General features: G+C 64.9%; 17 protein-coding genes. 6 read left to right on the top strand and 11 right to left on the bottom strand.

The window, feature by feature from the left end:
* The first annotated feature begins 224 nt into the window (after positions 1-224).
* Both ACTHQV_RS15420 and ACTHQV_RS15415 read left to right on the top strand, forming a co-directional pair.
* On the top strand, positions 225-3,269 hold the full coding sequence (locus ACTHQV_RS15420; protein ID WP_440491519.1) for a TonB-dependent receptor domain-containing protein: 3,045 nt from the start codon (positions 225-227) through the stop codon (positions 3,267-3,269).
* A gap of 173 nt (positions 3,270-3,442) precedes the next feature.
* Positions 3,443-6,406 carry a TonB-dependent receptor gene (locus ACTHQV_RS15415; protein ID WP_440491518.1) on the top strand — a complete coding sequence of 988 codons (2,964 nt, stop codon included), beginning with the start codon at positions 3,443-3,445 and terminating at the stop codon, positions 6,404-6,406.
* A gap of 55 nt (positions 6,407-6,461) precedes the next feature.
* Here the strand turns inward: ACTHQV_RS15415 and ACTHQV_RS15410 are convergent, their stop codons facing one another.
* From ACTHQV_RS15410 to ACTHQV_RS15370, 9 genes are all read right to left on the bottom strand, one after another.
* Positions 6,462-6,857: a type II toxin-antitoxin system VapC family toxin gene (locus tag ACTHQV_RS15410; protein WP_440491517.1), complete on the bottom strand. Its 396-nt coding sequence runs from the start codon at positions 6,855-6,857 to the stop codon at positions 6,462-6,464.
* Positions 6,850-7,098, bottom strand: coding sequence for an AbrB/MazE/SpoVT family DNA-binding domain-containing protein (locus ACTHQV_RS15405; RefSeq protein WP_440491515.1), 249 nt, complete (start codon positions 7,096-7,098; stop codon positions 6,850-6,852). Before ACTHQV_RS15405 ends, ACTHQV_RS15410 begins: the two co-directional genes overlap by 8 nt.
* A 75-nt stretch (positions 7,099-7,173) precedes the next feature.
* Positions 7,174-8,067 carry an aldo/keto reductase gene (locus ACTHQV_RS15400; protein WP_440491513.1) on the bottom strand — a complete coding sequence of 298 codons (894 nt, stop codon included), beginning with the start codon at positions 8,065-8,067 and terminating at the stop codon, positions 7,174-7,176.
* Positions 8,064-9,056 carry a DUF1861 family protein gene (locus ACTHQV_RS15395; RefSeq protein WP_440491511.1) on the bottom strand — a complete coding sequence of 331 codons (993 nt, stop codon included), beginning with the start codon at positions 9,054-9,056 and terminating at the stop codon, positions 8,064-8,066. The genes ACTHQV_RS15400 and ACTHQV_RS15395 overlap by 4 nt, the downstream gene beginning before the upstream one ends.
* Positions 9,057-9,177: 121 nt before the next feature.
* Entirely contained in the window at positions 9,178-10,236 is a 1,059-nt protein-coding gene (locus tag ACTHQV_RS15390) for a glycoside hydrolase family 130 protein (protein ID WP_440491510.1), read from the bottom strand.
* A gap of 11 nt (positions 10,237-10,247) precedes the next feature.
* The gene (locus ACTHQV_RS15385) at positions 10,248-11,087 is read right to left on the bottom strand and encodes a carbohydrate ABC transporter permease (protein ID WP_440491508.1); all 840 of its coding nucleotides are present in this window, start codon (positions 11,085-11,087) and stop codon (positions 10,248-10,250) included.
* Positions 11,084-11,965, bottom strand: a complete 882-nt coding sequence (locus tag ACTHQV_RS15380; protein WP_440491506.1) for a carbohydrate ABC transporter permease — start codon at positions 11,963-11,965, stop codon at positions 11,084-11,086. The genes ACTHQV_RS15385 and ACTHQV_RS15380 overlap by 4 nt, the downstream gene beginning before the upstream one ends.
* The gene (locus ACTHQV_RS15375; protein WP_440491505.1) at positions 11,962-13,245 is read right to left on the bottom strand and encodes an extracellular solute-binding protein; all 1,284 of its coding nucleotides are present in this window, start codon (positions 13,243-13,245) and stop codon (positions 11,962-11,964) included. Before ACTHQV_RS15375 ends, ACTHQV_RS15380 begins: the two co-directional genes overlap by 4 nt.
* Positions 13,242-14,489: a hypothetical protein gene (locus ACTHQV_RS15370; protein WP_440491503.1), complete on the bottom strand. Its 1,248-nt coding sequence runs from the start codon at positions 14,487-14,489 to the stop codon at positions 13,242-13,244. Before ACTHQV_RS15370 ends, ACTHQV_RS15375 begins: the two co-directional genes overlap by 4 nt.
* A gap of 130 nt (positions 14,490-14,619) precedes the next feature.
* On the opposite strand from ACTHQV_RS15370, the gene ACTHQV_RS15365 reads away from it, so the two are divergent.
* The 3 genes from ACTHQV_RS15365 (at position 14,620) to ACTHQV_RS15355 (ending at position 17,123) form a co-directional block, all read left to right on the top strand.
* On the top strand, positions 14,620-15,696 hold the full coding sequence (locus ACTHQV_RS15365; RefSeq protein ID WP_440491501.1) for a LacI family DNA-binding transcriptional regulator: 1,077 nt from the start codon (positions 14,620-14,622) through the stop codon (positions 15,694-15,696).
* Entirely contained in the window at positions 15,693-16,763 is a 1,071-nt protein-coding gene (locus tag ACTHQV_RS15360; RefSeq protein ID WP_440491499.1) for an ABC transporter ATP-binding protein, read from the top strand. The genes ACTHQV_RS15365 and ACTHQV_RS15360 overlap by 4 nt, the downstream gene beginning before the upstream one ends.
* Before the next feature lie 174 nt (positions 16,764-16,937).
* Positions 16,938-17,123: a hypothetical protein gene (locus tag ACTHQV_RS15355; protein WP_440491497.1), complete on the top strand. Its 186-nt coding sequence runs from the start codon at positions 16,938-16,940 to the stop codon at positions 17,121-17,123.
* A gap of 23 nt (positions 17,124-17,146) precedes the next feature.
* On the opposite strand, the gene ACTHQV_RS15350 is transcribed toward ACTHQV_RS15355, so the two are convergent.
* Positions 17,147-17,554, bottom strand: coding sequence for a type II toxin-antitoxin system VapC family toxin (locus tag ACTHQV_RS15350; protein ID WP_440491496.1), 408 nt, complete (start codon positions 17,552-17,554; stop codon positions 17,147-17,149).
* The gene (locus ACTHQV_RS15345; protein ID WP_440491494.1) at positions 17,551-17,817 is read right to left on the bottom strand and encodes an antitoxin; all 267 of its coding nucleotides are present in this window, start codon (positions 17,815-17,817) and stop codon (positions 17,551-17,553) included. Before ACTHQV_RS15345 ends, ACTHQV_RS15350 begins: the two co-directional genes overlap by 4 nt.
* 227 nt (positions 17,818-18,044) lie before the next feature.
* Here ACTHQV_RS15345 and ACTHQV_RS15340 point away from each other — a divergent pair, with 227 nt between their 5' ends.
* Complete coding sequence (locus tag ACTHQV_RS15340; protein WP_440491493.1) at positions 18,045-20,747, top strand: TonB-dependent receptor; 2,703 nt, start codon at positions 18,045-18,047, stop codon at positions 20,745-20,747.
* The last annotated feature ends 1 nt before the right edge of the window (position 20,748 follow it).

Here is a 20,748-nt window from a genome sequence, read left to right as displayed (position 1 = left end):
CTGCTGCGATAGCGCTACCATTCGCGGTACGCCGCCCGCAAGAGGCTGGGTGTCGGAGGCCGATGCGGCGGTCATCGGCGGAACGCACCCTCGCGGGGCAGCCGTGATATTTTTGGCACATTCAACAATTTAGTAGGCCGCGCCTACATTTCCCCCTTGCCGCTGCCGCGTACGAATATTCTTATATCGATACGCCCGACGGGCTATAAAAACGGGGAAACATCGTGAAACTGTCACATCTGTATGTGGCCACGGCATTGACGCCGCTGGCCATCGCACTTGCTTTGCCTGCCGCCGCGCAGACGATCGCCACCGATACGCAGACCAGCCCGGTCCCCGACCCGACCCAGGTGCCGAGCGACGCCGAGAACCCGCAGTCGCCCAATGCCGACAGCGCGACGGTGACCGGCGCCGACATCGTCGTGACCGGTTCGCGCATCCGCCGCGACGAATTCTCGGTCGCCGAACCGATCACCGTCATCGGCCGCGGCGAGATCACCCAGGCCGGTTTCGCCAGCGTCGGCGATGCGCTGCAAAGCAACGCGGTCGCGCAGGGTGCCTCGCAGATCAACAGCGCCTATGGCGGCTTCGTCACCGATGGCGGCGGCGGCGCGAACACGCTCGGCCTGCGCGGCCTCGGCCCCAACCGCACGCTGATCCTGCTCAACGGCCGCCGCCTGGCGCCGGGCGGCACGCGCGGATCGCTGCTCGCTGCCGACCTGAACGTCCTGCCCAATGCGATCGTCGAACGGATCGAGGTGCTGAAGGCCGGCGCATCGTCGGTCTATGGTTCGGACGCGGTCGCCGGCGTCGTCAACATCATCACCGACCAGAAGCTGACCGGCCTCCAGCTCAATTTCCAGATGAACGTGCCCGAGGTCGGCGCCGGCATTGATCGCCGCGCCAGCGCCAGCTTTGGTTTCAACAACGAACGCCTGAGCGTCATCGGCTCGGCCGAATATCGCAAGCGTGACCTGCTGTCGCGTAACGACGTGCCCTTCTTCGGCTGCCCGATCGGCGGCTTTCTGAACGGCGAAGGGTCGGCCTTCGGTTCGGGCGACAATTTCTCGCCCGACGATCCCCGCGCGTGCTTCACGCTCGACAATGGCGGCGTCACGATCAACACGCTCGGCCTGCCGACCCGCAACGCGATCGGGCGGACCAGCGGCACCGTCGGCCGCTTCAACCGCTTCGTACCCGCCCCCGGCCAGACCACCGGCCCCTTCCCCGGCTATCTCGGCGTCGGCAATTACGACCGCGACACCTTCGATCCGCGGCAGGAGGAAGAGCCGCTCATCAACGACACCGAAATCTATACCGGCTATCTCTCGGCCACCTACAAGCTCGACTTCCTCGGCGATGCCGAGGTGTATGGCGAATTGCTGGCGACGCGGCGCAAATCGTCGACCGACCTCTATCGCCAGCTGTCGCTCGACTATCTGCAGGGCAGCCCGCTGCTTCCCGAAGATATCCGGAACGGCCTGTTCGCCAATCCGACCAACACCTCGAGCGGCCGGAACATCGCGGCGCGCGCGTTCATCGGCTATGGCATGACCTCATCGGCGCAGACGGTGGATTATGTCCGTGCCTCGGGCGGGGTGCGCGGCGACTTCTTCTTCCCCGACTGGCGCTACGACGCCTATATCGGCAAGTCGTTCAACGACGGCACCTACGAAGCCGAATCGTTCCTGATCGATCGCCTCGCCAATTCGCTGAACGTCACCGCCAACGGCAACGGCACCTTCAGCTGCGCCAGCATCGCCTCGAACGCCAATTGCGTCGCCGCGCCGTTCCTGACCGCGGCGGTGATCGGCGGCCAGCTGCCGACCGACTTCCGCAACTACATCGTCCAGAACACGATCGGGAAGACCCGCTTCCGCGAGACGACCTATGCGTTCAACATCGACGGTCCGCTGGTCCATCTGCCCGCGGGCGACGTGCAGGTCGCGCTGGGCGTCGAGCATCGTCGACAGAGCCTGAACGACCAGCCCGACCTGAATTCTGTCAACGGCAACCTCTATGGCCTGACCGCCGCGACGCCGACGGTCGGCAAGGACAATGTGAAGGAAGGCTTCGGCGAAATCTTCGTGCCGCTGCTCGAGGATCAGCCCTTCTTCTACCGCCTGAACTTCACCGGATCGGCGCGCTATACCGACTATGCCTCCTATGGTTCGGACGTGACCTACAAGGTCGCGGGCGAATGGGAACCGATCCGCGGCTTCGGCATCCGGGGCAGCTATGGCACGTCGTACCGCGCACCGGCGCTGGCCGAACAGTTCCTCGGCGCGACCAGCGGCTTCCTCGGCGCCAACAGCGATCCGTGCAGCGCGCTGCCGGTCGCGGGCGAACAGTCGCCCAACCAGCAGATCGTCGCGCGCAACTGCGCCTCGATTGGCCTGCCGGCGGACTTCGAACAGCGCAGTGGCATCACCTCGTTCCGCGTCGGCGGTGCCGAGGCGGGGCTGAGCGCCGAGACCTCGACCAACTGGACGCTCGGTGCGGTGGTCAGCCCGCGCCTGCCCGAATCGATCGGACAGCTGTCGCTCTCGCTCGACTATTTCGATGTGAAGGTCGACAATGGCGTGTCGGACCTGAGCGGCACGACGATCCTCCAGCGCTGCTATGGCAGTGCCAACTTCAACCCGACCGAGGGCTTCTGCCGCTTCGTCCAGCGCGATACCAACCAGGCGCTGACCGTCACCAGCAGCTTCGTCAACCTGTCGGAAAACATCGTCAAGGGTTTCGAATTCAACGGCCGCTATGCCCGCGAACTGCTCGGCGGACGCTTCATCCTGAACGCCAACGTCACCAAATATACCGAACAGTCGACGCGCCTGTTCCCGGAGGAATTCCTGACCGATTCCAACGGCATCCTGACCGCGCCCGATTGGGTCGGCAATTTCGACGCGACGTTCAGCATCGATCCGGTCACGATCCGCTACGGTCTCGACTGGACCGGTGGCGACCGCAACCGGACCTATGACTATTTCGCGTTCGACAACCTGACCGGTGAAATCGATCCCGATCTCGTCCAGGAATATCGCGACAACTATTATCTGGAAGCGCCCAGCTACTTCCTGCATTCGCTGTCGCTGCAATTCAACGTCCAGAAACAATATCAATTCACCTTTGGCGTCCGCAATCTGCTCGACACCAAACCGCCGCGGATCAGCGCGGTCGGCTTCACCACCATCGCCAACGCCCCGCTCTACTCGGGCTATGATTATGTCGGGCGACAATTCTTCGCCAACGCCAATATCAAGTTCTGATGACCCGGAAAGGCCCCGAGCGATCGGGGCCTTTTCTCCTTTGCCGGTATCGCCAGACCGGTTTCACAAAATACGAATGACAGCCTTTCCAAACCCGTTTAATATGTGACTCATTGTATCACATATTGGAACAGCCCGCGTAGATGGGCGGTCCGGTACAGGGAGAGGGACATATGGCCGTATTTCGTGCTGCTGCCGCAACGCGCGGCGCTTCGATCGCCGCCTTGGCATTCGTGCTGGCCGCCGCGTCGCCGGCAATGGCGCAGGACGTGCCCGCCGATACCGGTGGCGACACTGCAACCCCGCAACAAGTTGACGAAGGCGAGATCATCGTCACCGGCTTCCGCGCCTCGCTCAACAGCGCGCTTGGGCAAAAGCGGCGCGAGACGGCGGCGGTCGACAGCATCGTCGCGGAGGATATCGGCAAATTCCCCGACGCGAACCTCGCCGAATCGATGCAGCGCGTGCCCGGCGTCGCCCTGGCGCGCGGCGACGGCGGCGAAGGGCGCAACATTTCGGTCCGCGGCCTCGGCGCCGGCTTCACCCGCGTGCGCATCAACGGGATGGAGGGCACGGCGCAGACCGGGTCGTCCGACATCTACGGCGCGGGCAATAACGGCCGCAGCTTCGACTTCAACGTCTTCCCGACCGAGATCTTCTCGGCGCTGTCGGTGCGCAAGACCCCCTCGGCCGATGTCGAGGAAGGATCGCTCGGCGCAACCGTCGACCTGACCGCGCCCAAGCCGCTTGATTCGCGCGAGGATTTCGTGCTGACCGCGACCGCGCGCGGCATTTGGAACGAATTGTCGAAGCGGGTCGATCCGCGGGCGTCGATGCTGGTGTCGAAGAAGTTCGCCGACGGCACCTTCGGCGTGCTCGCCTCGGTCGCGTATCAGAAACGGCACCTGCGCGAGGTCGGCTATTCGGCGGTCGATATCCTGTCGGCCAACACCAACGGCCTGTTCTGTTCGCCGCTCGGGGTAACGCCCATCTATCCGGCCGTCGGGACGAAGGGCGCGACCGCTACCGACTGTTCGACGAACAACCCGCGTACCGGCTCGGTCGCTGCCTATAACACCATCTCCGGCCTGCGTCGCGCCGACCTGCCCAACACCCCGGGCAGCGGTGCCTTCTTCCCGCGCCTGCCGCGCTACCTCAACTCCGAACAGGATCAGGAACGGATCGGCGGCACCTTCACCGTCCAGTTCAAGCCCGACGACGATACCGATATCTCGGTCGACCTGCTCTATTCGCGCTTCGACGTGACCCGCCGCGACAATTACATTGCCGGCATTTCGTTCGGCCGCTCGATCGCGAACAACGGGCAACCGATGGTGTCGGTGCGCGACGCGCAGTTCAGCGACAAGGGCTCGCTGCTCTACGGCCTGTTCGACGGCGTCGACGTCCGTTCCGAGGGCCTCGTCGATCATTTCGTCTCGACCTTCAAGCAAGCCAATTTCAACCTGAAGCACCGCTTCAACGACGCGCTCGAACTGACCATGCTGGTCGGGCGCAACCAGTCGGTGTGGGACGGGCGCAAGCGGTTGCAGACGTTCATGGACGTGATCGACAGCGACAATTTCTCGATCGATTTCCGGGGTAAGGGCAGCACGCCGACGATAGGCTTCGGCTTCGACGTCGCCGACCCGGCGAACTTCAACTATGCCCCCGGCCTGTCCGACGGCACCGTGCTCGGCGGGTTCAGCTTCCAGGGCAAGCCGTCCAAGAACACCACCGACAACATGACCGGCGAGGTCAATCTGGGCTGGACGGTCGCCGAAGGCTTCACGGTAAAGGCGGGCGGCCAGTATCGCGAAAGCGATTTCGTCTCCTCATTCCTTCGCCCCTACAACGCCGACACCGTCGTCCGCGCGCTGCCCGCCGGCACGTCGCTCGCCAGCATTACCCGCCAGATCGAGGGCGTGGGCGACCTGTTCGGGTCGGGCGCGCCGAACGCATGGGCGGCGATCGATCCCGACAAGTGGGCCTCGACCTTCGGCTTCGACCAGGTCCGTTATTGCGGCGTCGAATGCGGCGCGGGCCGCAGCCGGGTGAAGGAAGAGGTCAAGGGCGCCTATCTGATGGGCAATTTCGACCTGACCGACATGGTCGGGCTGGGCCTGCGCGGCGATGTCGGCATGCGCTACGTCAAGACCGACCTGTTCACCTCGGGCTATATCGCCGTCGCGCCGCCCGCCGGACAGACCTCGCCGACCGGCCTGATCGGCCAATATGCGCAGGCGCGGCGCGGGTATCAGGACTGGCTGCCGTCCGCGAACATCGTCGTCGAACCGGTCCGCGACCTGCTGGTCCGCCTGTCGGCGGCGAAGGTGATGACCCGCCCCGAACTCGGCATCCTGACGCCCACCAGCGGCGTGAACCCGGTGACCCGCGTCGGCAACGTAAACAACCCGTTCCTCGAACCGATCCGCGCCAATACCTTCGACGCTGCGGTCGAATGGTATTTCAAACCCGGCTCGCTGCTGTCGGTCGCCTATTTCTACAAGGATATCAAAAGCTATATCCAGAATGTGAACAGCCAGATCCCGTTCAACGAACTGGGCCTGCCCAACGCCCTGCTCGAAAACAGCCAGACCTCGCCGACCGAATTGTTCACCGTGTCGCAGCCATTCAACACGCCCGGTGGCCCGCTCAAGGGCTTCGAGGTCAACGCGCAGTTCCGCCTCGACTTCTTGCCCGGCTTCCTCGGCAACTTCGGTGTGCTCGGCAACTATACGCGGGTGACGTCGGAGATCGAATATATCCTTGCCAGCGTCGGCGGCGTGCCGACGGTCACCACCACCAACGATCTGGTCGGCCTGTCGAAGAACACCGCCTCGGGCACGCTCTATTACGAGGATGACAAGTTCAGCATCCGCTCGACCGCCAACTACCGCGACCGCTTCATCCGCGGCATTCCGGCGTCGCCCGGCAGCGATCTTCAGGGGAACAAGCCGACGCTCTATGTCGATGCCTCGGCGTCGTACGGCATCACCGACCAGATCAAACTGATCGTCGAGGCGACAAACCTGACCGACGAACGCAATGTCCTCTACACCGACAGCGCTCGGCAGGACACGCTGTTCGAAACGCGCATCGGCCGCACGGTCACGGCGGGCGTCAACGTCCGGTTCTGAGTTCCCCCCTGCCCCCGCCCCGACCGGGCGGGGGCCTTTTCCACACTCAACGCCCTTACCGGATCGCCATGACCTCGACCTGCAGCGGTTCCGCCAGCGCCAGCCATGCCCGATCCCCGGTCAGCGCGACGGCCCGACGCTCGATCGCCAGCGCCAGACAGGCGCGATCGCCGAGCGACAGTCCCGACGACCGGGTTTCCCGGCGCAGCAATCCGGCGGTCATCGCCTGCCGTTCGTCGTGCGGCACGACGTCGATATCGAGCTGCGTCATGATCTCGGCGATCTGGTCCGGCGACGCACCGCGATCAATCAGCTTGGAGACGACCTCGGACAGGTTCACCGCACTCATCAGCGCGCCGCTCATCCGGTCGGCAACGACCTCGGCACCCGGTTCGTCGAAGAACGCCGCCAGCAATGCCGATGCGTCGAGGACGTAAACCGGATCAGCCACGCTCGGCTTCGGCGCGGCGTTCGGCGATCAGCTCGTCGACGACCGGGGCGTCGCTCCGCGCATAGGGTTGCAACATCGCCTGAATCCGCTTCAGCACGTCGCGGCGCGGCCGGATATGCAGTTCGCCGTCGACGACACGCATCACCACCTGATCGCCATCGGCAAGGCCCAGTTCGCGACGGACGTCGGACGGCAGCTGCAACCGCCCCCCGCTCACCAACCGTCCATTATGCGCGTTCATCGTCCTGCCGCCTTACGATGCTACAGATGCAGGATCAATATACAGATGCGACGGTCCCGCTACAACCGGCGGGCGTCAGGGCAGGCCAGCCCCCATCCCGGCCTGCAACACCGCATACCATTCCGTCGGTGTCCATTCGACGCGCAGGGCGCCCGCCGCCGCGTGGATGCGATCGGCGTTCTGCGACCCGATGATCGGAATGATCCGCGCCGGATGGACCATCGCCCATGACAGCGCCGCCGTCGCGGCATCGACGCCGAACCGAGCGCCCTGTTCGGCCAGCAGCGCACCAGCGGGATACGAACCATCCCTCAACCGTCCCCCGCCGAGCGGCGACCAAGCGAGCACCGCCATGTCCTTCGCCATCGCTTGATCCAGCGTCCCGTCGAACAACGGCGCGGCGTGCAGCGGCGAAAATTCGGGCTGGGTCGACAGGATCGGCAGGTTCAGAAACGCCTGCAACGCATCGACCTCGGCCGGGCTGTGGTTCGACACGCCGATCCCGCGCACCTTGCCCGCCTCCACCATCGCGGTCAGACTCTTCGCCACTTCCTGCGGATGGGTCAGGAAGTCGCGGCGATGGATTTGGTACAGGTCGATCCGCTCGATCCCCATCCGCGACAGCGACGCCTCGACGGCGTCGGTCAGATACGCGCGGTCCGATCGATAGGGGATGCCCGGCCGGATGCCGCCCTTGGTCGCGATCACCATCCGCTCACGCAGATAGGGTGCCTCTGCCAGCACCTCCCCGAACAGCGCCTCGGCCGATCCGAACCCGGCGGGCGTGTCGGCGCCATAGATATCGGCGGTATCGAACAGGGTGATGCCCGTTTCCAGTGCCGCCTCGACCAGCGCGCGCGCAGGGGCGACCGCACCGGTAAAGCGCCACATGCCCCACGCCATGCGGGAAGTGACGATATCGCTCTTGCCGAGCGGGCGAGGATTGGGATCGATGCGCAACATGGTCATGCCTGTAACCGCTGCGGCGGAGCGATCAATTGCGACACATCAACCGCCGCGCTTTCCCCCGCCAGCGGCACGTCGAACGGATAGGCGATCTCGACCCAATGCGCCTCGGCATCCGACGTGCCGGCATAGAGGCGCATGACGTCGCCAATCCGCTCGATCCCCGACGAAAACACGACATCGGTCAGGTCGGGGCGTTTCGCCTCGCCCGGTCCGAACTGATCGCGCCCGGCGAGGATCTTCAGGTCGCGCCACGCCCGGCTCGCCGGATCGAACACGAACGACACGGCATAATAATGCCGCGCGCTATACATGGTATCGTCCTCGAAATAGGCGATGTGCGCGATCAGCCCGATCTCGCCATCGGCCAGTAGATGCGCCTCGTTCACCCCGCCCCAGTCGAGCGGATGGAACATGCGCTCCAGCATCGGCGCGGCGTCGATCGCCTCCACCGTCAGCGCATCGAGCGAGGCGACCTCGGTATAGCCGATCGTCCCGCGCCCGCCCTTCACCCCACGCGGGCGGGTGAACACCGCGACCCGCCCATCGGCCAGTTCGCACAAGCGGATATCCTTCATGCCCAATGGCCCGGCGAAGAACGGTTTCAGGTCGAACAGGTCGCTGCCCCGGTAGAAGACCGTCCACCATTCGGGTTCGCCCACGCCGAAGCGGACCTCGACCCCGCCGAACACCAGTTCGCCGCCGACGAAGGTCACGAACGGGTCCTGCAACGCGAAGCGCGGCGCGCCGTCGACCGGGTGCCAGACGCCGCCCGCTTCCTCGAAGAAAACCGCGGTCGCATGTTCGCTGTCGCGCGCCTCGACCCGCCCGGCGATAATGGTGCGTCCGCCGACGCGGAACGGTGCGGAAATGTTGTAGACGTCGAGCCCGTCGACCCCGGTGAAGGTCAGCCTGCCGGTCCGCGCCTGCGGCGGATCGGCGGCGAAGGCGGCATGGCGGGTTTTGACGCGGGGGATGTGGTCGTGGTGCATCGAATGAATCCTGTACCTGTATCCGTACCCCCGCGGAGGCGGGGGGCCAGGGTCCCAAACGGGACGCTGCGTTGCTTGGCCGTGGACTCCCGCCTGCGCGGGAGTACGGTCGGGCCCGAAATCAAACCCCCATCGCCTGCCACAATGCGGCAAGCGATACCGTCCCCAGCGCCATCACCCGGTCAGCCGCGCCATAATAGACGCGCAGTTCGTCCCCCTCGACCAGCGCCCCGCAACTGAACAGCACATTGTCGAAAAAGCCGCTGCGTTCATAAGCTTCGTCCGGTACCGCCAGCGCCCGATCCAACCGCGCCCGCACGATGCGCGGATCGTCAAGATCGAGCAGCAGCACGCCCAGACTGTAGCGCTGATCGGCATCGACCCCGTGATAGAGTTGCAGCCAGCCGCGTGTCGTCTCGATCATCTGCGCGCCGCCGCCGATCTTCATCGTCTCCCATGCCGCGCTGGTCCGCCCGGCCAGATGGCGGTGATCGCCCCAGTGCAGCAGGTCGGGCGACGTCGCGATCCAGATTTCCGGTGTGCCGAGGTGTAGCGGCGCCGGTCGGTGCAGGCACCAGTAATGGCCGCGTATCTTGCGCGGAAACAGGCACACGTCGCGATTGTCGGGCGCATGGATGATGCCGAGCCGCTCGACGGTCACGAAATCGTCGGTCACCGCCAGCGCGGTGGCGATGCCGAGGTCGGAGACGGCGGTATAGTTGATGTACCAGCGCCCCTCGATCGCGGTGATCCGCGCATCCTCGCACCCGAAACGTTCGCTGCGATTGGCGGGGAACAGGAACGGCGCATGGTCGACCGTGAAGCTCACGCCGTCGCGACTGCGCGCGAGGCGGAGGTGCGACAGCGAGGTCAGGAACACGTCGCGCGGATCGGCGCGCGAGCGGACCATGCGGGGATCGGAAAAATCCCATGCCGGATCGTCGCGCGCGAAGCTGCGGGTGGTGCAGCGCCACTCGCCCGCGACCTCCTCAAGCAACGGCACGCGCATCTCGCCCTCCCCTGCCCCGGCCACGCTCTCGGCGATCCGCACCAGCAGGATCGTCTCCTCGCCGAAGCGGGTAACCCCGGCATTGAAACTGCCGTCGACCTGCCATTCGGGACGGCTTGGCCGGACCATTTCGGGCGTGACGACGGGATTGCGCGGATCACGCTGCAACATGGGAAACCTTCTCATTTGAGCGACAGCGACATGCCTTGCAGGAAATGACGCCGGAACAGGATGAACAGCAGCACCAGCGGCAGCGTCTGTAGCACCGCGCCCGCCATCACCGGCCCGGCATAGCCGCCATATTGCTTGCTGAACGTCGCTAGCAGCACCGACAACGGCATCCGGTCGATGTCGGAGATCGCGATCAGGGGCCACAGGAAATTGTCCCAGGTGCCGGTGAAGGTGAACAGCGCGACGATGGCGATGATCGACTTGTTCAGCGGCACGACGATCTTCGTCACCGTCTGCCACAGGCTGGCCCGGTCGAGCCGCGCCGCGTCGAAATATTCCTCGGGCATCGTCCGAAACGACTGCGACATCATATAGATACCCCAGCCCGACATCATCGACGGCAGGATCAGCGCGCCCAGCGAGTTAAGCAGTCCCATTTCCTTGATGAGCACGAACAAAGGCAGGATGAACATGCTGGTCGGAATGACCATTTGCAGCAGCAGAAAATCGCCGAACAGCTTGGCGCCCGGAAACCGCATCCGCGCCAATGCAAAGGCGATGAAGGCCGAGGTCAGCAGCACCGATGCGGTGACGGTCAGCGTCACCACCGCCGATACGCCGAGTGCGCCGAGGAACGGCCGGTCGAGCTTGTCGGCGGTCGCGAACAGGAACGCGAAATTGTCGAGCGTGAAGTCGCCTTCGAACAATCCGGTATTGTAGATCTGCGCCGCGGGTTTGAGCGACGCGGCGACCATCCACGCAAACGGATAGAGCCAAGTCAGCGCCAGCGCATAGATGGCGATCGTCGCCGCCCATCCGCCGATGCTGCGTTTGGCAAGGAACGCCTTCATGCCAGCACCACCTTCCGTTCGAACAACCGCCGGGCGATCTGCACCAGCGCATAGGTGACCAGCGCGACCAATATGCTCATCATCGCCGCATGGCTGGGTTGCAGGCGGCGGAACGCGGTTTCGTAGATCATCATCTGCGGCGTCGCCGTGCTGTCGCTGGGGCCGCCGCCGGTGATGATGAACGGTTCGGTGAACAGCCCGAACGATACGAGGATCGCAAAGGTCAGCACCATCATCAGCTGCGGGTTCATCATCGGCAGCGTGATCCGGGTAAGCCGTGTCCATGGCCCCGCATGGTCGAGCCGGGCGGCGTCATAGATTTCCTTGGGGATCGCCAGCAGCCCCGAATAGAGGATCAGGCCGTAATAGCCGACGAACTTCCACGCGACGACCAGCGCGATCGCCAGCATCGCCAGCGTCGGATCGTTGGTCCACGGCACCCGCACGCCGGTCCATTCGAACAGCATCGTGTTAAGCGGCCCGGTCGAGCTGAACACCTTCGCGAATACCAGCGACAGCGCGACCCCCGACGACACGTTCGACAGCAGGAAGCACAGCGCTACGAACGCCTTGCCCCGCCCGACATGCTGCAACCCGAATGCGACGATCAGCGCGCCGCCGAACGCGATCGGCAGATAGAAGCCGAGGAAGCGCACGACATTCCACAGCGCCTGCAGGAACTGCGGGTCCTGCACGGTCAGCAACAGGTTGCGTGTCCCCGTGAACATCGGTTCGTCGAAGAAGCGCCACTGCGTCACCGACAGCTTGGCCAACCAGTAGAAGGGATAGGCCCAGAAGACGGCGGTAAAGAGCAGATAGGCACCGGCCAGCGACAGCCCGATCACCGCTTCGCGCGACAGGACGTTGTGTATCCTCATCCCTGCACCTCCAACATCCGGTCGGTTCGCGCCACCGCATCGGCGAGTGCGGCGGCGGGGCTGGTCGTGCCCAGCATCAGTGGCTCGACCAGACGCGCGCTCATGATCTTCTGGATATCGATGGTGTGTTCGGACAGTGCCGGCGGTCGTGCGGTCGCGACATGATCGGCATAGGCGCGGGCGATGGCGTTGCCGCGATAATAATCGGCAAAGGCGGGATTGGTCAGCAGGTCGTCGCGCGCGGGCGACAGGCCGGTGCGTTGCAGCCAGAGCAGGTTCAGCGCTTCCTCGCCCAACACCCAACTGAGGAACGCGAACGCTTCGCGCTGCACCTTGCTGTTGCGGAAGATCACGACGCCCTTGCTGTCGGAAAAGGTCGATCGCGGCCTCGACGTCGGCGCTTCCGCGATCATCGGGCCGACGGCGATGCGGGCAAGCGTTTCAGGGTAGATGTTCGCGAAGCGCTCGACATCCCACGGACCCCGCACCGCGCCCGCCGCCAAGCCGGACACCAGCGGTTCCTCGGCATCGAAATCAAGCGCGGTCCAACCCTGCCGGTACATGCGGTCGATGAACCCCGCCGCCTGAAATCCGGCCGGGTTGTCGTACAGCGCCTTGTTGCCAGTCAGATAGGGCTGCCCGCCCGACGCGGCGTAATAATAGGAGATATAGTCGAACCACCGGTCCTGCCACGCCCGGCCCGCGACGACCTGCATCCCGTAGCGCGATCCGCGCATGGCATAGCGTTCGCAGAAGCGATAGACGTCGGCATAGGTTGCGGGGGGCGCGGACAGGCCATTGGCTTCGAGCAGGTCGGCGCGCCACCAGATCAGCGTCGGGCTGGAATAGATGGGCAGCGCCACGACCTGCCCGCCCTGTTCCCATCCGGCCATGATCGACCGCATGCGCCGCCGGTCGAGCAGGGCGTCATAGCCTGGCATCGATACGAGATTGGCGACCTGTCCCAGCGCCGCGAGTTGCACCGCGAACCCCGAAAATACGTTGGTACACAGATCGGGTTCGGTGCCCGCAACCAGCGCGGAGAGCACCGTATCCTCCGAATTGCCGGCGGTCGGGATGGTGGTGAACTGGACGGGCAGGCCGAGACGCGCGGCGTTCCATTTCGCCACCGCGATCTTCCAGAACCCCTCCTCCGCCGCATTGGGCGCAACCCATAGCTGGATGCGGTCGATACGCTTCTCGCGCCGTTCCTGCCCGCAGCCGGCGAGCAGCGCCGCGCCGCCCAACGCGAGCAATAGCGCGTCGCGCCTGCTGGTCATGGCAGCGGGGTGCCGTTCAGCGCGGTCGCGGCGAACAGCCCCTCGATCGTCGATTCCGCGCCGGCATTGGGGTTGATCCGGCCCGGCGCGATGATCCCGTCATAACCGCGCCCGGTAGCGGGATCGAGCATCACCCGGCGGGCGGGGTTGCTGCCGGTGAACCAACTGCCGAGTCGCTGCGCCAGCGCGCGATAGCGCGGCTGGCCGGTCTGGCGATGCGCTTCGGTCGCGGCGAGGACCATCGGCGCAATGCCATAGGCAATCTGGGGGAAGCGTTCGGCCTCATATGCCTTGTACCCCGCCCCGTCCCGGCGCAGCGCGAAGGCCGAGCGCATGCCGGTCCGCAGCAGATAGGGGTAGAAATGGTCGACTTCGCGCAAGGCACTGGCGGTAAAGTCGGGGCGGCCGAGCAACTTGCCGGCGCGCAGCAGCGCATAGGCCTGCGCATTGCCCCAGGCGTGCCAGCGAATTTCCCAGCTGAGGAACGCGCCATGCGGGAAGCGCTGCGCATCGCCCGCCTGCATCGCGACCAAGCCGTCGCCGATCCGCCCGATCAGGGCGCGGGTCGTGGGATCCTGCGTGCGCTGCCAATGGGGTAGCAGGCCGAGCAGCGCGGTCGATCCGGCATCGGCACCGGATTCGAGCGGCAGCCAGGTCGGGACGGTCAGTCCCTCCACCGTCTTCGTGCCCCGGCCGGGCGGCAGGTCGCGCTTCAGATTGGCGACCAAGCGGTCGGCGGCGGTGCGGGCGCGCTTCGCGGTGTCGGGGGAGAGGTGCGGCAGCGCCGCCTCCAGCCCCCACAAAGCGCGCAGTGACCACCAGTTCAGCTCGGCGAGCGAGGTACGGTATTCGCGGTTGATGCGACCGTCGCCCCACAGGAAATTGTGGAAATAGCCGTTATCCGCCTGCATTTGCAGGACGAAACGGGTCAGCATCTCGATCTGGCGACGGCGTTTCGGATCAGGGTTGCCGGCAGCGAGCAGGACGATCGCGCGGGCAACGTCGTCGACGCAGGTATAGCCTTCGCGCGGTTCGATGGCGAAGCGATAGTCGGGGGCTTCGCTGTAGATATGGACGATGCCGACGCGTTCGCCGTTCAGGTCGCGCTCGGCATAGAGGTGGTCGAAGTGGACGAAGGTGCCACGTACAGCAACGTTCGACACGCCTGCAATCGATTGCGCCGACGCGATGACCGGCAGGGGGATCGCGAGGGCGAGCAGCGCGGCGATGCGCAGGGTTGTCACGGGCGGCCGCTCCTCTCCGATCGCTCCCTGTTGGGATGCAGGTTTATCGTTAAACTTTCGCGGTTGCGGCTGTCAAGCGGGCGGGCTAGGCAGGCGGTGAGCGGCGGAAGTACCGCCCGGAGAGGAAGCCATGGCCCGCGCGAAACGTGCCACCCTGAAATCGATCGCGGCCGATCTGGGGATCACCCATACGTCGGTGTCCAACGCCTATAACAACCCGGCCAAGGTGTCGCCGGCGCTGCGCGACCGCATCTTCGCCCATGCGCGAAGTTTGCACTATGAGGGGCCGAACCCCGCCGCCCGCTCGCTCCGGACCGGGCGGTGCGGCGCGATCGGGGTGCTGTTCAACGACCAGCTGAGCTATGCCTTCACCGATCCGCACGACATCGCGTTCCTGCGCGGCATATCGTCGGTGTGCGAGGAGGAAGGCGCCAACATCGTCCTGATCCCGCTGAAGGACAAGCATCCCGAACGGCTCGATACCCTCACCGCCATTGTCGACGGCTATATCCTGAACGCCCCGTACAAGAGCAATCCGACGATCCGGAAAGCACTCGCGCGGGGGTTGCCGACGGTGGTCGTCGATTTCGACGCGCCGGGGCTGCCGAGCGTACTGACCAACGACCGGGCGATGATGCGGCAGGTGGTGTCGCACCTGCTGGCGCTCGGCCATCGCCGGATCGCGATCGTCACCTTTCCCTGGACCGAGAATCACGGCGAGATCTACGGCCTCGACCGCGATTTCTCCGACGAGAATTACGTCGTCCACGAACGTATCCTCGGCTGTCGCGACGCCTTCGACGCCGCCGGCATCGCGCAAGAGACCGTGCTGGTGTGCGAGACGCTGAATTCGGAGGAAGGCGGCGCGCGCGCGGTCGAGCGGCTGTTGCAGCGGCAACGCGACCTGACCGCGATCGTCTGCTTTTCCGACCGGTTGGCGCATGGCGTGATCGCGGCGTGCGCGGCGATCGGGCGGCCGGTGCCGGGACGGATGTCGGTGACCGGCTATGACGGGATCGACCCGCCGGGCCGCGCGGCGGGGGGCCTGCGGCTGACCACGGTGCGGCAGAATGCGTTCGAGAAGGGACGCAAGGCCGCCGAACGGCTGCTGTGCGACAGCGAGGGCGGTGTCGCGCCCATCGCCATCGATGCCGCGTTCGTAATTGGCGACAGCAGCGCGACGGCATGGGAAGGAGCCGGCGCATGACCTCGCTGGTGCTCGAAGGGCTCGGCAAGTCCTATGAGGGGGTCGAAACGATCCGCGGCATCGACTTGCACGTACGATCGGGCGAGTTCGTCGTGCTGGTCGGGTCGTCGGGCTGCGGCAAGTCGACGGTGCTGCGGATGATCGCCGGCCTCGAAAGCGTGGACGAGGGTACGATCCGCATCGGCGCGCGCGACGTGACCCGCGCGCCTGCGGCCGATCGCGGGGTGGCGATGGTGTTCCAGTCCTACGCGCTCTACCCGCACATGACCGTGCGCGAGAATCTGGCGTTCGGGCTGAAGAATATCCGCACGCCCAAGGCGGCGATCGCGCAGGCCGTCGACCATGCGGCGACGATCCTCGAACTGGGGGCCCTGCTCGACCGGATGCCGCACCAATTGTCGGGCGGGCAGCGGCAACGGGTCGCGATCGGTCGGGCGATCGTGCGCGATCCGGCGATCTTCCTGTTCGACGAACCGCTGTCCAACCTCGACGCCGATCTGCGGGTGCGGATGCGGCACGAACTGGCGGCGCTGCATCGGCGATTGGGCGCGACGATGATCTATGTGACGCACGATCAGGTCGAGGCGATGACGCTGGCCGACCGGCTCGTGATCCTCGATCAAGGACGGATCGCGCAGGTCGGCACTCCGCTGGAAATCTATGACCGGCCGGCCAACGTCTTCACCGCCGGGTTCATCGGCAGTCCGCGCATCAACCTGCTCGACGCGGTGGTCGTGGCACGCGATGGCGCGGCGACGCTGTTCGAACTGGCCGGGGGCGTGCGCATCGCCTGCGATGTCGAAGGGCCGGCGGCAGGTGAGCGGGTGACGCTGGGGCTGCGGCCCGAGCATCTGCGGCTGGACGCTGGTGCCGGCGGCGTTCCCCTGCCGATGATCGTCGAGGCGGTCGAGGCGCTGGGCCATTCGACCTATCTCTATGGCCAACTGGCGGCAGGCGGGGAGTTTCGCGCGAAACTCGACGGGCATCACGCGGTCACCGGCGCGGTGACGCTGTACGCCGATCCGGCACGGGTGCTGGTGTTCGGTGCGGATGGGGTGGCGTTGTAGAAGGCGCCGCTTGCACCTGATCGAAGCGATTTCACCAAGCCAACACGACAAAACGCCTTATCCGAGCGTTCGGTTCCATCTTAACCATTTGTCAGCCGTCGTTAGCTATGATTTAGGTCAAGCAGCGGTGAGCCGGGGGGCCGACCCGCACAGGCAGCATGGGACAAGCGGGCGATGGTCGAGACGGCGGTGTTCACCTATGGGTTGTTGGCGAGCTTCGTGCTGTCGGGCGCGGCGCGCAACAAGCGGATGGAGCGGCCCAATCCGGCGATGCTGACCTATATCGGCTATCTGCTGGTCGGCATGTCGGCGGCGGCTTCGGTGCTGCTGCTGGGCTATGCGGTGTGGCAGTCGATCTGACGATCGGGCGCAGCGTTCGCCGGTTACGATAGCCAGTTCTCGACGCGGAGCGTCGCTACCCGCGCAAATTCGCGGACATTGTCGGTAACCAGCGTCGCGCCGACCGTATCGGCATGCACGGCGATCAGCAAATCGTTGGGGCCGATCGGCGTGCCTGCCACCTCCAGTGCGGAGCGGATATGGCCATAGCGAGCGTCGCCGGGTACGTCGAAGGGCAATATGTCGAGGCTGTCGAGGATCGCTTCGACCTGCGTCGTCAGACGGATCGAGGCCTTCTTTGCGCAACCGTAACGCATTTCGGCAGCGGTGATGATGCTAATGCAGACGGCATCGCTGCCGATGTTCGCGATCCGCTCGAACACCTTGCCGTGCGGATGGCGGACCAGATCGGACACGATATTGGTGTCGAGCATGTAGCGCGACCTGCTCAAAGATCGATGTCCTTAAGCGGCAACAGCGTGGCATCGAGATCGTCGGGCAGCGCATCGGCCGGATCGAGGTCGCGGAGCGACCGCAGCGTCTCGAGCAGGTCGGGACGCGGCTTCGGTTCGATAATCAGTCGCGCGCCCTCCTTGTGGATCAGTACCCGGCTACCTGGAAATTCGAATTCCGCGGGGATGCGGACCGCTTGACTACGGTTGTTGCGGAATAGCTTGGCTTCGCGAATGTCGCGGTTCGGCGCGGGTTCGGCCATCTTCGACCCTCGAATGGATATGCCATGCATATACCATCATTGTCGCCCTCCTCCAAATGGCCGGGGGAACGACGGCCCAATGCCCATGATTCTTCGGCAATCTCAGTACGCTGCCGCACGTACCCGCTTGCTCCTGGGCAGGTTGATCGTTAAACCTGCCCACCACTTCCGCGAATAATGGCCGCACGAATGGCCACGGACCGGAAGCCATAGGGAGAGGATTCGGCATGAAACCCGATACGCGGTTCCGCTTGCTTGCGATGGCCGGGATGGCCACCGTTTTGGCCACTACCCCCGCCACAGCGCAGACGCAGGGGGCCGACAATCCGGCGCCGCCCGCGGCCCCGGTGCAGGACGCAACGAACGCCGCCGACGACGGCGAGATCATCGTCACGGGCCTGCGCGAGAGCCTGCGCCGCGCGACCGATATCAAGCGCAATGCCGACAACATCCTCGATTCGATCGTCGCCGACGATATCGGCAAGCTGCCCGACCAGAATATCGCCGAGGCGATCCAGCGCATTCCCGGCGTCACCATCTCGCGCGACAATGGCGAGGGGCAGTTCATCACCGTGCGCGGGCTGGGGCCGGCGTTCAGCAGCGCGCTGTACAATGGCCGCATCCTCGCGACCGAGAATCAGGGGCGCGAGTTCAGCTTCGACATATTACCCGCCGAACTGATCAACCGCGTCGACGTGTCCAAGACGCCGACCGCGGCGCAGATCGAGGGCGGCATCGCCGCGACGGTCGACATGTACACCGCGCGGCCGTTCGACTTTTCGGGGACCAAGGTCTCGCTGTCGGGACAGGCCAATTACGACAAGATTCGCGGGCAATTCTCGCCGCAAGCCTCGGGGCTGTTCAGCACGACCTTCGGCGATGGCGATTTCGGCATCCTCGGCGCCTTCTCGTACATCGACCGCAAGATCGAGGGGAAGCGCATCTTCACCGACGGGTGGGAAGCGAACCAGTCGCTCGACCTGAACAAGGACGGGACGGCGGAATTCACCGGTGTGTCGCTGCCGACCTATGTCGAATGGGGCACCAACCGCACCAACCGCAAGCGGCTGTCGGGGCTGCTGACCGCGCAGTGGCGGGCAAGCGATACGTTGCTGTTCACGCTCGACGGCCTGTATTCGAAGCTGGACGTCAATGACGATAACAAGGTGTTCTTCGTCTATGGCGGGCCGGGTGACATCACCGCCGCGACGGTCGATGCGAACAACACCATCACCAGCTATACCGGCATCGCCTCCGGCCCGAACATCACCAACCAGGTGCGCCCGCGGCTTGCCACCACCTATCAGGCCGGGGCCAATCTGGCGTGGAACCCGTCCGACCGGTTGAGCGGCACGGTCGATTTCTCGTGGTCGAAGGCGAGCGACGATACCGGCGGTAATCAGGCATGGTTCGAAAGCAACCTCGCCACGCCCAGCTATTCGCCTGCGGGCGTGCGGTTTGCGATCGGGCCGACGGGGATGCCGGTCTATACGGGGCTTGGCAACATCCTCGACACGTCGAACGCGAAGGCCGGGTTCCTGACGTACGAGGGGGTCAGCGTCGAGGACGAGATCTATCAGGGCAATGCGAACCTGAAATGGGATGCCGATATGGGTATCCTGACGCGGATTTCGGGCGGCTATAACTTCTCGGACCGCAAGAAATCGCGTTTCTCGTTCAAGACGCCCGATGCGCTGCAATGCCTGTATTGCGGGGCGGGCGTCGGCGTGCCGCAGAGCGTGTTCGGGCGGCCGGCGGAGGCGACCAACTTCCTCGGCACCGGCATGTTCGACAGCGCCTATCCGACCTATGCCGCGGCCGATCTGGCAAGCTACCTGCTCAGCGACGCGGCGATCAACCAGCTTGCCAATCCGGCGGCGGCGCGCGCGGCGCTGGCGGCCAATGGCGGCAGCTTCGCGGTTATTCCGGTGCCGGGCAATAGCGGGTCGGCGCAGGAGCGAACGATCGGCGGCTATGTCCAGGCGACGTTCGGCGGCGATTTCGGGTCGCGGGCATGGTCGGGCAATATCGGGGTGCGCTATACCCGCACCGACGTGATCTCGCGCGGGTTCGGGCAGGAGATCGTCAGCATCACCCCCGCCCCGCCGGGCGGCGATCCGATCGTCAACCTGTCCGCGCCGCAGCCGATCCGCGAGACCGGCTCCTATGCGCAGTGGCTGCCCAGCGCCAATTTCAAGATCGACGTGTTCGAGGACGTGGTGCTGCAGGCGGCGGTCGCCAAGACGCTGACCCGCGCGACGCTGTCCGACCTGCTGCTCATCCGCAACATCAACCCGCGTCCGCGCGAACGGGCGATCACCGATGGCAATCCGGGGCTGGAGCCGATGATCGGGTGGAATTACGATGCGGCGCTGACCTGGTATCTCGACCGCTCCAGCTTCCTGAGCGTCGCGCTGTTCGCCAAGGATCTGAACAATATCTCGGAATCGGTCACCTCGACGATCCAGCTGCTCGGATTGGATTTCCGGCGGACGCGGCCGGAAAATATCGGCAGCCGCAGTTATCGCGGCATCGAATTTTCGGGGCAATATACCTTTACCGGCCTGCCAGCACCACTCGACGGGCTGGGGGTGCAGGCCAATATTAGCCTCGTCGAACCCGATGCGACGACGTACAACGCGGTCGCCTTCTATGAAAAGGGACCGTTGCAAGCGCGTATCGCGTATAACTATCGCAATGCGTACGAACAGACGCAGCAGGGTAACCGCGGACAGCCGGTCAATGTCGATGCCTATGGCATCTGGGACGCGAGCATCAACTATGCGCTGAACGATCAGGTGACGTTGTTCGCGCAGGGGCTCAATCTGTTCAACGAAAAGACGTTCCTCTATTCGGTGTACAAGGAACGGGTGATTACGTTCGAAACCTATGGTCCGCGCTATGCGCTGGGGGTGCGGCTGAACTTCTGAT

This window comes from Sphingomonas sp. SAFR-052, assembly GCF_051965015.1.
Lineage (GTDB): Bacteria > Pseudomonadota > Alphaproteobacteria > Sphingomonadales > Sphingomonadaceae > Sphingomonas.
Note: the sequence above shows the minus strand (reverse complement) of the source record. Positions and strands in the feature narration are given on the sequence as shown.

Coding starts and splice junctions, on each gene's coding strand:
- ACTHQV_RS15365 (WP_440491501.1), top strand. CDS start 14,620: ATGGCCCGCGCGAAACGTGCCACCCTGAAATCGATCGCGGCCGATCTG.
- ACTHQV_RS15355 (WP_440491497.1), top strand. CDS start 16,938: ATGGTCGAGACGGCGGTGTTCACCTATGGGTTGTTGGCGAGCTTCGTG.
- ACTHQV_RS15390 (WP_440491510.1), bottom strand. CDS start 10,236: ATGTTGCAGCGTGATCCGCGCAATCCCGTCGTCACGCCCGAAATGGTC.
- ACTHQV_RS15385 (WP_440491508.1), bottom strand. CDS start 11,087: ATGAAGGCGTTCCTTGCCAAACGCAGCATCGGCGGATGGGCGGCGACG.
- ACTHQV_RS15375 (WP_440491505.1), bottom strand. CDS start 13,245: ATGACCAGCAGGCGCGACGCGCTATTGCTCGCGTTGGGCGGCGCGGCG.
- ACTHQV_RS15360 (WP_440491499.1), top strand. CDS start 15,693: ATGACCTCGCTGGTGCTCGAAGGGCTCGGCAAGTCCTATGAGGGGGTC.
- ACTHQV_RS15395 (WP_440491511.1), bottom strand. CDS start 9,056: ATGCACCACGACCACATCCCCCGCGTCAAAACCCGCCATGCCGCCTTC.
- ACTHQV_RS15405 (WP_440491515.1), bottom strand. CDS start 7,098: ATGAACGCGCATAATGGACGGTTGGTGAGCGGGGGGCGGTTGCAGCTG.
- ACTHQV_RS15345 (WP_440491494.1), bottom strand. CDS start 17,817: ATGGCCGAACCCGCGCCGAACCGCGACATTCGCGAAGCCAAGCTATTC.
- ACTHQV_RS15400 (WP_440491513.1), bottom strand. CDS start 8,067: ATGACCATGTTGCGCATCGATCCCAATCCTCGCCCGCTCGGCAAGAGC.
- ACTHQV_RS15340 (WP_440491493.1), top strand. CDS start 18,045: ATGAAACCCGATACGCGGTTCCGCTTGCTTGCGATGGCCGGGATGGCC.
- ACTHQV_RS15380 (WP_440491506.1), bottom strand. CDS start 11,965: ATGAGGATACACAACGTCCTGTCGCGCGAAGCGGTGATCGGGCTGTCG.
- ACTHQV_RS15415 (WP_440491518.1), top strand. CDS start 3,443: ATGGCCGTATTTCGTGCTGCTGCCGCAACGCGCGGCGCTTCGATCGCC.